The 12,663-nt window shown below is 52.9% G+C and carries 13 protein-coding genes; 9 read left to right on the forward strand and 4 right to left on the reverse strand.

Annotated elements, in window-relative coordinates; translation table 11 throughout:
* Positions 1 to 16 precede the first annotated feature (16 nt).
* From CWM52_RS17050 to CWM52_RS17060, 3 genes are all read left to right on the forward strand, one after another.
* Entirely contained in the window at positions 17 to 226 is a 210-nt protein-coding gene (locus tag CWM52_RS17050) for a hypothetical protein (protein WP_100685178.1), read from the forward strand.
* 192 nt (positions 227 to 418) lie between these two features.
* Entirely contained in the window at positions 419 to 1,864 is a 1,446-nt protein-coding gene (locus CWM52_RS17055; RefSeq protein WP_100685214.1) for a sugar porter family MFS transporter, read from the forward strand.
* Positions 1,854 to 2,288 carry a PTS sugar transporter subunit IIA gene (locus CWM52_RS17060; RefSeq protein ID WP_100685179.1) on the forward strand — a complete coding sequence of 145 codons (435 nt, stop codon included), beginning with the start codon at positions 1,854 to 1,856 and terminating at the stop codon, positions 2,286 to 2,288. The genes CWM52_RS17055 and CWM52_RS17060 overlap by 11 nt, the downstream gene beginning before the upstream one ends.
* An 89-nt stretch (positions 2,289 to 2,377) precedes the next feature.
* Here CWM52_RS17060 and CWM52_RS17065 read toward each other — a convergent pair whose 3' ends face one another.
* Genes CWM52_RS17065 through CWM52_RS17075 form a run of 3 tightly spaced genes read right to left on the reverse strand, consistent with a single transcriptional unit; the run spans position 2,378 to position 5,530 of the window.
* Positions 2,378 to 2,701, reverse strand: coding sequence for a YdbL family protein (locus tag CWM52_RS17065; RefSeq protein ID WP_100685180.1), 324 nt, complete (start codon positions 2,699 to 2,701; stop codon positions 2,378 to 2,380).
* Between the two features lie 7 nt (positions 2,702 to 2,708).
* Positions 2,709 to 2,894 (reverse strand): YnbE family lipoprotein, encoded by a 186-nt coding sequence (locus CWM52_RS17070; RefSeq protein WP_100685181.1) that lies wholly within the window; start codon positions 2,892 to 2,894, stop codon positions 2,709 to 2,711.
* A complete protein-coding gene (locus CWM52_RS17075) occupies positions 2,891 to 5,530 on the reverse strand; it encodes a YdbH family protein (protein WP_100685182.1) in 2,640 nt (879 codons plus the stop codon). Before CWM52_RS17075 ends, CWM52_RS17070 begins: the two co-directional genes overlap by 4 nt.
* A gap of 212 nt (positions 5,531 to 5,742) precedes the next feature.
* Here CWM52_RS17075 and CWM52_RS17080 point away from each other — a divergent pair, with 212 nt between their 5' ends.
* The 3 genes from CWM52_RS17080 (at position 5,743) to hslJ (ending at position 7,927) form a co-directional block, all read left to right on the forward strand.
* On the forward strand, positions 5,743 to 6,243 hold the full coding sequence (locus CWM52_RS17080; protein WP_100685183.1) for a DedA family protein: 501 nt from the start codon (positions 5,743 to 5,745) through the stop codon (positions 6,241 to 6,243).
* A 146-nt stretch (positions 6,244 to 6,389) separates the two neighbouring features.
* Positions 6,390 to 7,379, forward strand: a complete 990-nt coding sequence (locus CWM52_RS17085; RefSeq protein ID WP_100685184.1) for a 2-hydroxyacid dehydrogenase — start codon at positions 6,390 to 6,392, stop codon at positions 7,377 to 7,379.
* A 125-nt stretch (positions 7,380 to 7,504) separates the two neighbouring features.
* On the forward strand, positions 7,505 to 7,927 hold the full coding sequence (hslJ, locus tag CWM52_RS17090) for a heat shock protein HslJ (RefSeq protein WP_100685185.1): 423 nt from the start codon (positions 7,505 to 7,507) through the stop codon (positions 7,925 to 7,927).
* On the opposite strand, the gene CWM52_RS17095 is transcribed toward hslJ, so the two are convergent.
* Positions 7,924 to 8,190 (reverse strand): DUF333 domain-containing protein, encoded by a 267-nt coding sequence (locus tag CWM52_RS17095; protein ID WP_100685215.1) that lies wholly within the window; start codon positions 8,188 to 8,190, stop codon positions 7,924 to 7,926. The genes hslJ and CWM52_RS17095 overlap by 4 nt on opposite strands.
* Before the next feature lie 312 nt (positions 8,191 to 8,502).
* On the opposite strand from CWM52_RS17095, the gene CWM52_RS17100 reads away from it, so the two are divergent.
* The 3 genes from CWM52_RS17100 to CWM52_RS17110 are packed head-to-tail and all read left to right on the forward strand — an operon-like array spanning position 8,503 to position 12,616.
* The gene (locus CWM52_RS17100; protein WP_100685186.1) at positions 8,503 to 9,501 is read left to right on the forward strand and encodes a LacI family DNA-binding transcriptional regulator; all 999 of its coding nucleotides are present in this window, start codon (positions 8,503 to 8,505) and stop codon (positions 9,499 to 9,501) included.
* A 45-nt stretch (positions 9,502 to 9,546) separates the two neighbouring features.
* A complete protein-coding gene (locus CWM52_RS17105) occupies positions 9,547 to 11,232 on the forward strand; it encodes a glycoside hydrolase family 13 protein (protein ID WP_100685187.1) in 1,686 nt (561 codons plus the stop codon).
* Entirely contained in the window at positions 11,219 to 12,616 is a 1,398-nt protein-coding gene (locus CWM52_RS17110) for a PTS transporter subunit EIIC (RefSeq protein ID WP_100685188.1), read from the forward strand. Before CWM52_RS17105 ends, CWM52_RS17110 begins: the two co-directional genes overlap by 14 nt.
* Positions 12,617 to 12,663 lie beyond the last annotated feature (47 nt).

The following is a 12,663-nucleotide window of genomic DNA, read 5'->3' on the forward strand; positions in this document are numbered from 1 at the left end:
GCCAGGATACGCGGTCATGCCAGTGACCACGTTGCGGCCGCGGCGGTTGCGCCACAGCAACGAGCTGGCGATGAAAGAAAACGGGGCGGCACGCTACTCCGTACCGCAGGTTGGCTTCTCTCGCTTCTTGCGCGAGGCGCAAACCCGGTGTCGGATTCGCCCAGCCCGCTCGATGCAAAAAGCGCTGTCGGCTAACCGTGTGAATATCGACAGCCTGCATCACTGATGCCACACACCACCCAGAGACACTGATAACACACCGTTAATCAAAAACACGCCTCATCGCCCGTTGCTCCTCAGCCTATGGCGATGAAGACGAATAATCGCACCACCCGTCTCGTTTCCCACCGTAAAACGGTCACCGTGGCGAAGAGAAACGGCATAACCGGTGCTGTTAATGAAAAGAAAAGGTATGAAAATGTCAGCTATCATGAAACTGAACGTACAGCAAAGAAAGCGGCTTCACCAAATAACGCTCGTGGCAACATTTGGCGGCCTGCTTTTCGGCTATGACACCGGGGTTATTAATGGTGCATTTTCTTCACTGAAACAATATATGAGCCTGACGCCGACCACCGAAGGTCTGGTGATGAGCGTATTACTGGTGGGCGCGGCTATTGGCAGCGTTTTTGGCGGTACCCTCGCCGACTATTTTGGCAGACGAAAATATCTGCTTTGCCTGTCATTTATTTTCCTTGTCGGGGCATTAATGTCGGCCCTCGCGCCGGATATTACCGTATTACTGATATCCCGTTTTCTGCTCGGATATGCCGTGGGCGGCGCTTCCGTTACGGCGCCGACCTTTATTTCTGAAGTCGCGCCCACTGAAATGCGCGGTAAACTCACGGGGCTAAATGAGGTCGCCATTGTTATCGGGCAGCTTGCCGCATTTGCCATCAATGCCGTGATTGGCATCCTCTGGGGACATCTCCCCGACGTCTGGCGATATATGTTAATGGTCCAGGCCATCCCGGCCATCTGTTTATTTGTCGGAATGTTGCGTTCTCCGGAAAGTCCGCGCTGGCTGGTCAGCAAAAACCGTCATCAGGAAGCGCTGGAAGTCTTAAAACAGATTCGCTCGCCGGAACGCGCAGCGCAAGAATTCGCCGATATATCCACCCTTATCAAAGTTGAAGCCGATCGTAAATTCAGTACACAAAGCGCATTTGTCACCATTCTCAGTACGCCGTGGATTTTTAAATTACTGCTGGTGGGCATCATTTGGGCCGCGTTGCAACAGACCACCGGGGTCAATGTCATTATGTACTATGGCACCGAGATCCTCAGTACCGCCGGGTTCTCAGAAAGAACCTCTTTAATATGCAATGTGCTCAACGGTGTCTTCTCCGTAGGCGGAATGCTGGTTGGGGTCTTTTTCCTTGTTGACCGCTTTAAACGCAAAACCATCATTATTTACGGCTTTGCGATTATGGCGACGCTGCACCTGATTATTGCTGGTGTCGATTACACGCTGGTTGGCGATGTCAAAGCGACGGCCATCTGGCTGCTTGGCGCGATGTTTGTCGGGGTGATGCAAGGGACGATGGGCTTTATTACCTGGGTGGTGTTGGCCGAACTATTCCCGCTGAAATTCCGCGGCCTGTCGATGGGTATTTCAGTGTTTTTCATGTGGATCATGAATGCCATTGTCAGCTACCTGTTTCCGCTGCTCCAGGCCAAACTCGGCCTTGGCCCGGTATTCCTGATTTTTGCGGCCATTAACTATATGGCAATTATCTTTGTGGTCACGGCGCTCCCGGAAACCTCGAACAAATCGCTGGAACAATTAGAAGCAGAGTTATCGTCTACTAAATATGATACGCGGGTGAATAACGGCGCGGAGGTCGCTCACAATGATCGCTAATATTACGCAAGAAAACCTTCACCTTGGCTACAAGGCAAAAAATAAGGCTGAAGTCCTCGCCCTGCTCGGCGCGGAATTTAAACAGAAAGGCTACGTCAGCGCAGACTGCGTCGCTTTTCTTGATGAAAGGGAGCGTCAGGTTTCCACCTTTTTAGGCAATGGCATTACCCTTCCGCACCTGCCGAAATCCGCGACCCATATCATTCTCAAAACCGGAATAGAGATATTTCAGTTCCCGGACGGGGTCATCTGGGACAGAAGCAACGTCATGTTTATCGCTATTGGCGTGATTGCCAGAGAGAAGGAACATATTGATGTTCTGAAGGACATCGCCTCTATTTTCAGTGATGAAATCATTGCCAATGCGCTGTCATTGATCTCCAGTAAGCAGGACTTTCTGACGATTCTACAACAACGCCGCTAGCCTTCCATTATGGCCATCCGGCCTCGCCGCCGCTGATGAAAGGGCATCTCATCAGCGGCCGCTTCTGCCAGGCAAAAGCGGCGGGCGCGCTATTTCCGCAGCCATTTGCCGTTCAGTCCCTGAACATACTCGCCGGGTTGCGCCCGGGAGACCAGTTTTTGCCCGGCCATTTTCGCCACTTCATCAACCGGCAGGTTATTATCATCCGCCAGCTGCTGATAGCTTTCACTTCTGGCCGCATTGATCTGTTTGACCAGATCCCGAGTTTCCTTGTCCTGACGCAGCGGCGCCAGGTAGCCATTCAGCGTTTCACCGACCCGCCCTTGTTGCCGCGCCTCACCCAGCGTCAGCGCCAGCGCCGATGAACTGAGAAGGCCCAGCGCCAACGCCGCCGTTAACAGTCGTTTTTTCATCGCCACCTCAGAATAGATCGCTACGCGACTTCAGTAACTGTTCGACATCCTTATCCACTTTGATATGAATCTCATGCTCGATTTTGACATTCATATTGATGGTGATCGGCTCTTTTGACGCCGCGATTTCAATGCGCGGCGTACAGCCCGCCAGCAGCATGGTCATCAGCACCGGCGTTAGCAATTTCATCATTGTTGTTCCTTACACTTTTTACTGTCCGTACAGCTGCGCACGGGGAGCACGGCATTTTGCTCAAACCATGCCTGTAAATTGTCGCCAAAACGTAAACTGCGCCACAGGTCAAAAATATTCTCTTGATGAGAATAGTTTAAATGCACCGTATTACTCTGCTCCCCGACGCGGCTGGTTCCGCTGATGGTCGCCTTCAGCGTCAGCATGCCCAGATTATCGAGATCGATGCGCGTCCATGAGCGGGAGATCTCCATATAGCGCAGCCAGTTAATCGCCGCCCCGGCGGAAATATTGTCGTTAACCATCGCATCCGCCATATCCTTATCAAGACGTAAGGTCATCGGCCCCGGGTTACCCAGCCAGCCGTCTTTAATGATCCATTTGTCATTGTTCAGCCACAGCGGCAGCGCACCGTTAAAGGCGCCGGACATGGCAAACTGCTTAATATTTATCGCGCTCACCAGTTCGCTGCTGGAGATGTGCTGTAAACGCAGTAGCGCCGGGTCATGCTGCGGCATCCGCAGCTGCTGCATGGTCACCTTACCCCCGAGAATGTCCACGCTGACGTTACTCAGTTGCAGCGGTTCGCTCTCGCTCCAGGGCCAGGAGCCCTGCAGATCCGCCGAGAGGTTTTTCGCCGTCACCTGGTTGACGACTTCGCCGATACGCAGCGATACCGGACGCCGGGTCCCCAGTTGCCAGGTCCCCTGACTAAAGCGGAAAGGCAGAACAAAATCTACGCCATTAATCTGATTATCAGGCATCCAGGCGCTGCCGCCTTTTAAGACGCCGTGGCCGCCGGCTTCAAATCCCTGGTCTGCCGCCGCGGAGAAGGCCACCTGCGCATACAACATGCCTTCGCGCAGGTTCATTTTCCAGTCTGGCGGCACCAGCGGCTGAAACACGGTTAACGACTGTTTCGGCCACCAGGCCTGGCCCCGCAGACGTTCGCCGTCCCAACGCCCGGTGACCCGCACGGGACCTATCTTATTGGCGTGGAGCGCCCCGTTGAACTGAAACCAGGTGGGATCCCGTCCATCTATCTTGAACTTTAAGGTCGAGGGAGGCAGTTCGCTGCCGCTGCTAAAGCTGGTTTTACCCGCATCCAGCGACAGCGTGCCGGTCAGTTTCGGGTGCTGCTCGCCGCGCAGCCAGTGAACCGGTTCGTCTAAGGTTAACCGCGGCGTGCTGACCAGCATCGTGCCGTACTGCAGTTTATCGAAGCCCGTCGACAGGCTGTTCAGCACTATCGAATTGTCTATCCACGCCCCGGCCCCTTTGACGTCCCACTTCGCCTGCATCGGCGTAAAGCGGCCCTCGCCCCAGTAGCGCCACTGCCAGCGGCCGCTGTCGGGCATAAAGTTGTCGGCCTGGCCGTCAAGGTGCAGCGTGAAGTCGCCCATTTGCTGTTCGTGGGCGCGCAAAATGGCCTGCAGACGGCCGTCGATGCCCTGCTGAGTGACCTTCACCCCGGCCAACGGCAGGCGGACTTCATCAATATTGAGCGTGTCAATGACCCGGCCGCGGGAGCGCAGCAGCGCGCCGGGATGGAACGCCAGTATCGGCGCGGTCAGCGGCCCGTTCAGGTTCGCCGGCAGCCCGGCATAGACAATCAGATCGCCAAGCTTGGCTTCCCCGGTTAGCTGCAACGGCATGTCGCTGTTGTCCATGCTCAGTTTGCCAGGACCTAGCGTCAGCACGGCGTTGCCCTTCCCGGCGTCGCCGTGGGTGAGAACGTTGAGACGACCGCTGACCCGCATCTGCTCGGTGCCCTGTTGCCAGTTGCCAACCGACAAGGCCACCCGGCCGCTCAGCGGATACCCGGCATACTCGGTGCTCCAGCGGCCATCGCTGATGGCAATACGATCCGGGGTGATTTCCCAGGGCAAATCGAGCATCGGCTGCACATCGCCGCGCGGCGTAACCAGCAACTGTCCACGGTTTTTCTGCCACTCCAGCTCCGCATCAACCAGCCCTGCCGTCTGCGGAAATTCGAGCGTGGCGATCAGATGACCATCCACCGGCAAACCGTCCGGCACCAGCGGCATATGAAACTCGCCCACCAGCTTCACTGGCGCCTGTCCCTCGATCAGCTGCGCGGAAAAGTCGCTCACCGTCAGCGCCTGTCCACGCAGGCGCGCCTGCAGCGTCAGCTCTTTACCGCTGTAGCCGATATCCTGCTGCTGCGGAGTCAATGACATCGCCAGCCGTCCCTGCCACTTTTCCCACGGCGAGAGACGCAGGTTCTCAATCGTCAACCAGCTATAGGGAAGCATGGACTGCCATTCCGCCAGCGTGCGCGGCGCGCCGGATGCCGGTTCGCTTTCAGGCAGCTTGCTCAGGCAGGCGCTGTTGATATCAAGTTCGTCAACCTGCAACCGCCAGCGGCTGGGATGGGAGAGCCGGGCGTTGGTTATCCGGGCCAGCTCGCAGTCGCCGACCAGATAGCGTAAATCGGGAATGCGCAGCGCAGAACGCGTCAGGCGCGGACTGTCATGCAGCGCAATGCGGGTTCCCTCAGGCAGCCAGATCCCTGCCAGGGTAGGAACCCAATGGGTAAGCGTCGACAACAAGGCCAACGGTAGCAGAATCAATGCTAACAATAGCGCGATGGCGGCTTTATATTTACCCCTCATGGGCAGTTAATATCCTGATTCAACAAAAGTAAAAGCCGAAAGTAGCGCGTATTGTGGCACGTTCGACCAGCGAGTTAAAGTTTCTATCCAGCCTAAGAATAGTTGCTGAGACATCATCGTTATGGTGAATTTTTGCCATTCGCTTATTTAACCGCCATTTAGCCAGCGCCTGTCACACTCGCTGGAATCGTTCAAACAAGTGGGTGGACCTCGTGGAGTTTTTTGTTTCGCTTATTGACTATGCCCAACGCCACTATTTCTTCCTGCTGCTGCTGGTCTTCCTGCTGACCTTCAGCAAATCCTGTGCGCTGATTTCCCTGCTGGTGCCAGGTACTTCCGGACTATTGCTGCTCGGCCCGCTCGCCTCCGCCAGCCTGAATCACTTCTTATTTATGTGGCTCAGCGCCAGTCTGGGGGCAATCGGCGGATTCTGGCTCTCCTGGTGGCTGGGACGACACCATCAGCATCGACTGCTGCAGCTTCGCTGGTTGCGCGGCGAACGGCTGGCGCGTAGCCTGGCTTTTCTTCATCGCCACGGCGCATGGGCGGTGTTTTTCGGGCGTTTTCTCTCACCGCTGCGCGCCACCCTCCCCCTGGCCAGCGGCGTCAGCGGCACTCCGTTCTGGCGTTTTCAGTTGGCCAATGTCAGCTCGGGATTCCTCTGGCCACTGCTCCTGCTGGCTCCCGGCGCCTTCAGCTTCAGTTTTTGGTAAAATACATTGTGTTTTAAAGAGATACCTCAATTCAGCGATATGCTCTAGAATTAAGGTTATATCCGCCAGGTTAAACTAATTTTTAAGATTTGTACGAATATTTTAAATATGCTACCGTGACGGTATAATCACTGGAGAAAAGTCTTATGAAAATCGCTGTGTATAGTACAAAACAGTACGATAAAAAGTACCTTCAGCATGTTAATAATACATATGGCTTTGAACTCGAATTTTTCGACTTCCTGTTAACCGGGAAAACCGCGAAAACGGCCAACGGTTGTGAAGCCGTGTGCATATTTGTCAACGATGACGGAAGCCGTCCGGTACTGGAAGAGCTGAAAGCCTATGGCGTGAAATACATCGCCCTGCGCTGCGCCGGGTTTAACAACGTCGATCTGGATGCGGCCAAAGAGCTGGGTCTGCGCGTTGTCCGCGTTCCCGCCTATTCGCCGGAAGCGGTCGCTGAACATGCCGTCGGTATGATGATGTCGTTGAACCGCCGCATCCACCGCGCCTACCAGCGTACCCGCGATGCTAACTTCTCGCTGGAAGGCTTAACCGGCTTTACCATGCACGGTAAAACTGCCGGGGTGATCGGGACCGGCAAAATCGGCGTTGCCACGCTGCGTATTCTGAAAGGGTTTGGCATGCGCCTGCTGGCGTTCGATCCCTACCCAAGCGCCGCAGCGCTGGATCTTGGCGTCGAGTATGTCGATTTGCCGACGCTGTATGCGCAGTCCGATGTTATCTCCCTGCACTGTCCGCTGACGGAAGAGAACTACCATCTGCTGAATCATGCGGCGTTTGAGCAAATGAAAAACGGCGTGATGGTGATCAACACCAGTCGCGGGGCGCTGATTGATTCTCAGGCGGCTATCGATGCGCTAAAACACCAGAAAATCGGGGCACTGGGCATGGACGTGTATGAGAACGAGCGCGATCTGTTCTTCGAAGACAAGTCCAATGATGTGATTCAGGATGACGTTTTCCGTCGCCTCTCTGCCTGTCATAACGTGTTGTTCACCGGGCATCAGGCTTTCCTCACCGCCGAAGCGCTGATCAGCATTTCACAAACCACCCTTGATAACCTGCGCCAGGTCGATGCTGGCGAAACCTGCCCGAACGCGCTGGTCTGAAAATCCTTCCCCTTTTGTGCCCTCCTTCCACGGGGGGCACATTCAGATAACCCCGACAGAAATTGCCCGCAGTAAAGTTAAACTGTGCTCATTCAATAGATGTGATCAATGTTTCTGGAGGAAAAATGAACAAGTTTGCTGCACTGCTGGCGGCAGGAATGCTGTTATCTGGCTGCGTCTACAACAGCAAGGTCTCCACCGGCGCGGAGCAACTTCAGCACCATCGTTTCGTCCTGACCAGCGTCAATGGCCAGGCGCTGAAGACGGGAACCAAACCGCTGGCGCTGAGTTTTGGCGAAGATATGTATGTTTCAGGCAACATGTGCAACGGCTTTAGCGGGAAAGGTAAAATCAGCGACGGCGAGCTGAAGGTCAAAACGCTGGCGATGACCCGTCAGCTGTGCGCCGATTCCCGGCAGAATACGCTGGACAGTACGCTGAGCAAAATGCTGCGCGATGGCGCACAAGTCGACCTGACGGAACATCAGCTGACGCTGGCCACCGCCGATCAGACCCTGGTCTATACCCTCGCCGACCTGGTCAGCTAGTAGTTGCCGCAGCTTCCACCCGCTAACGCCTGCTCGCTGCAGCGCTTGCCGTTAGGTAACGCGCACATGCCGATTGTCGAACCGTCAAGCTGTCGTGCCACGGACAATGAGCCGCCAATCATCGCGCAGTTCGCCTGCCCTGAGCTGCTCATCGCGGCACGCATTCCCGGTGACACGTGTGCCGCCGTCGCCTGTTGAACCGGTTCGCTACTACAGGCCGACAATAATAACGCGGCACACCCTACTAAAAACGCAGCTCGCATCGTCTCTCCCCTCAGAAACTTCCCAAAATAAACAAACCCCAGAATAATAGGCAGCGCAGCGCCTGACGTCGAGAGGCGAAATACGTATTTATGCGCCTCATTAACATTTCTTAGCAAATTTTCCGCCCAAATGTTGATCTTGTCAGGGGGGCGAACTCGTTTGCGGAAAACGCGGCGAAGATGAGCGGCTATCGCGACAAGCGGCCGCTCGCATTTTGTTGTGAAGCCGATCATGTTTTAAAAAAAGGTTGTTGACTTAATCACCTGCTGAAAATAGCTTACGACACTATGATAACGATTTCATAAATTCATATGGCAACGATAAAAGACGTAGCAGAAAAAGCAGGACTATCCGTCACGACGGTCTCCCGCTTCCTGAATAATCATCCCTATATCTCCGATGATAAAAAAGAGAAGATTCTGGCGGCAATGAAGGCGCTGGATTACGAGCCAAGCACCGTTGCCCAGCAGATGCGCGGGGTAAAAACATACCGTATCGGCGTGCTTATCTCGCGGATCACCAACCCGTTTTTCGCAAGCCTGGTCGACGCGCTGGAGGTCACCGCGCGCAAAAATGGCTATTCGGTACTGATCGTGCAAAACCACGACAGCGCGGGTGAAGAAAAGAATTGCCTCGATCTGCTGAAGAAGAAAATTATCGATGGCCTTATTTTATGCGCCGTCGAAAACGATAAAAATGTGCTGGAAAAATATCAGCAATATGGCCCGATCCTGCTGTGTAATACCAGCGTTGATAATATCAGCCTGCCGGTAGTAAAAGTTGACGATCGCCAGGCGACCTATAACGCCGTGATGTACCTGATTAACAAAGGCTATAAAAAAATCGCCTACTCCACCGGCGGCGCGTTTCAACAAAAAGGTCACGGCAGCAGAAGAAATAACGGCTTTAGCGAAGCCATGCAGGCGGGCAAGCTGACTATTGATCCCGCGCTGATTTTCCGCCAGATGCATACCTATAAAGACGGGCAGCGTCTTGCCGATAACATTATGCAGATGGATATCGATAAACGTCCCGATGCCATCTTTGCCGGCAGTGACGAGGTGGCGTGCGGTTTAATTGCCAATCTGACCGCCAGGGGTATTAAGGTTCCGACCGATCTTGCGGTAATGGGTTTCGATAATTTACCGGTCGCGGAAATGATTAACGTCCCTCTCACCACCGTCAGCCAGCCTGTGGAGCAGCTGGGGCGAATTTCGATTGAGCGTCTGCTTTCGCTCATTAACGGCACACGGTATCAATACGATGAAAAAGATCTGCAATCTGAATTGATTATCAGAGCGTCCGCTTAATTTTTTTATCTCAATATGGTATCGATTTCATATCAAGGAGAAGTTATGAATATTCCCCGGCAATCCGCATGGTGGAAGGAATCTGTCATCTATCAGATCTATCCAAAGAGTTTTTATGACAGCAACAATGATGGGGTCGGCGACATTCGCGGCATCATCGAGAAACTGCCTTATCTCAAGACGTTAGGTATCACTGTGATTTGGGTATCACCATTCTATCGCTCGCCGATGGCGGATAACGGATACGATATTGCCGATTATTTTGCTGTGAACCCTGACTTTGGCAGCATGCAGGATGTCGATGAACTGATCGCCCGGTCGGGAGAAATGGGCATAAAAGTGATGATTGATCTGGTCGTCAATCATACCAGCGACGAGCACGCCTGGTTTCAGCAGGCGCTGGCGGATCCTGACTCCCCCTATCGCGACTATTACATCTTTAAACCCGAAGTTAACGGCGCGCCGCCGAATAACTGGCGTTCCATTTTTGGCGGTAGCGCGTGGGAAAAAGTCCCCGGCGAAGCGATGTACTACCTCCATGTGTTCCATAAAAAGCAACCTGACCTGAACTGGGAAAATCCGGCATTACGTGAAAATATCTATGCAATGATTAACTGGTGGCTGAATAAAGGGATCGCGGGTTTTCGCATCGATGCAATCACCTTTATCAAAAAGGACCAGGATTTCGGCTCTCTTCCGGCGGATGGTATTGATGGCCTCGTCTCCATCAAAAATAAAGCCCGTAACAGACCGGGAATTGAGATTTTCCTGAACGAGCTAAAAGAAAAAACCTTCAGAAAATATCATTGCGTAACCGTTGGGGAAGCGCCTGGCGTGCCGCTGGATGAGTACGAGCGCTTTATCGGGCCCGAAGGATATTTCGACATGATCTTTGATTTTCATGCCGCCGATATTGACGTGGAAAATGGTTCTGAATGGTTCCGGCAATGCGACTGGGGTGTCAAAGAGTTCAGAGAAACCCTGTTTGCCAGTCAGCTTGCGTTTATCCGCGCGGGATGGGGCACCTCGTTTATCGAAAATCATGACCAGCCTCGCGCTCTGTCTAAGCTGGTCAAGGACGTTAACTACCAGAACGACACCGGCGCCACGGCGCTGGCGGCGATGTACTTTTTTATGCACGGCACGCCTTTTATCTATCAGGGGCAGGAACTGGGGATGAAAAACTTCAGCCGCAGCAATATTAGCGAGTTTGATGATATTTCCAGCCTCGATAACTACTCTCGCTCGCTGGCGGAAGGTTTTAGTGCAGATGAGGCAATGGCATTTATTAACCGACGTTCGAGAGATAATGCGCGCACGCCATTTCCGTGGTCCAACGGCAGCAACGGCGGGTTTAATCAAGGGGCTAAACCGTGGCTGGCGTTTACATCCGACGATTTTTCGCTGAATGCGCAAGAGCAGATCTCGCGGGAAAACTCCGTTTTTTCGTTTTATCAGCGCATGATTGCCTTGAGAAATATCGCGTTTCCCGAGACGCTTATTTATGGCCAGTTTACGCCGCTGAACAACGTTGCCGATGACATTATCGCTTATGAGCGATGTTCCGCCGACGCGCGTATTCTGTGCATCACTAATCTGAGCAGCAAAGCGCAGCCGTTTGCCTTACCTGACGGCGAAATTTTACTCAGCAATAACGACAATATGACTTCTCCGTTGCAACCCTACCAGACCCTTCTCATTAAGGTACATGCTAAAAATGAGCAAATATAAAAATATCGCTGTTGATATCGTCAATACGATTGGCAAGGATAACATCGCTTCGGCGACCCACTGTGCGACACGTTTGCGCTTACAGGTAAAGGATCGCCAGAGTATTGATGATGAAAAAATACGTAATATTAGTGAAGTGAAAGGTGTCTTTTACCATTCCGGCCAGTATCAGATCATTCTGGGTACCGGCATCGTCAATAAAGTTTATCAGGCATTTATGGCCGAATTTCAGGTGGCGGAGGTCAGTAAAGACGAAATGACCCGGCAGCATGCCGGGAGACTACAGCGAGGGATCAGAAACCTTTCTGACGTCTTTGTTCCCATCGTGCCGATACTGGGTGCCACCGGGCTGTTCCTGGGGCTGAAAGGGGTCATGTTTAATGATACCGTGCTGTCTCTTTTTGGCAGCAGCGTGCAGGATATTCCCGTTTATCTCAAGACCCTGACGACGGTACTGTGCGATACCGCGTTTGCTTTTCTCGCCGCATTTATTTGTTGGTCGGCCTTCAAGAAATTTGGCGGCACGCCGATTATCGGCTTTCTCATTGGCCTGATGCTGGTCTCTCCGGCACTCCCCAATGCCTATGACGTGGCGTATGGACATGCCTCGCCGATTTACGTATTGGGTTTTATCCCGCTGGTTGGCTATCAGGGTTCCATTCTCACTGCGCTGATTACCGGTATTATCGGGGCAAAGCTTGAAATCTATTTTCGGCGAATCATGCCAAACGCCATGGATCTGATATTCACTCCGTTCATCGTGATCCTGATTGCTATTGCGATAGCGCTATTCATTTTAGGTCCACTGGTACACGGGTTTGAACATTATGCGGTGATGGCAATTGAGCAATTCCTTGCCCTGCCCGCCGGAATTGGCGGTCTGTTGATCGGGTTTATTTATCCCATCGCGGTCATGACCGGCATGCATCATATGTTCATTATGATTGAAACATCCCTGATTGCCGGGACCGGCTTTAATCCGCTGATCACCGTTTGCGCCATGTATGGTTTTGCTAATGCCGCCGTATGCCTGGCGATTTCGTTGAAATCAAAAAATACGGCCTTTAAAACCGCCGGGATCTCGGCCACGATAACGCAGCTACTGGGGGTGTCTGAGCCAGCGCTGTTCGGTATTGTCATGCAGTCAGGTATCCGCGCGATTGCTGTCATGCTCACCAGTTCAGCATTAGGCGGAATGATACTCTCTCTTTTATCAATCAAAGCTAACTCGTATGGACTGGCGGTACTGCTCTCGCCGCTGATGTATATATACGATAGCTATCAATTCGTGAGCTATATCATCGTGGGTGTTGCGGTATTTATCTTTGCATTTATTACCGCCACGCTCTTCGTCAATACAAATAATCCGATCGCAAAAAAATGAGATAAATAAACCGCGATATATTTAATGTCCTGACTCGTCAACTTAAA

It is taken from the genome of Raoultella sp. T31, from assembly GCF_002806725.1.
Classification (GTDB): Bacteria; Pseudomonadota; Gammaproteobacteria; order Enterobacterales; family Enterobacteriaceae; genus Klebsiella; species Klebsiella electrica.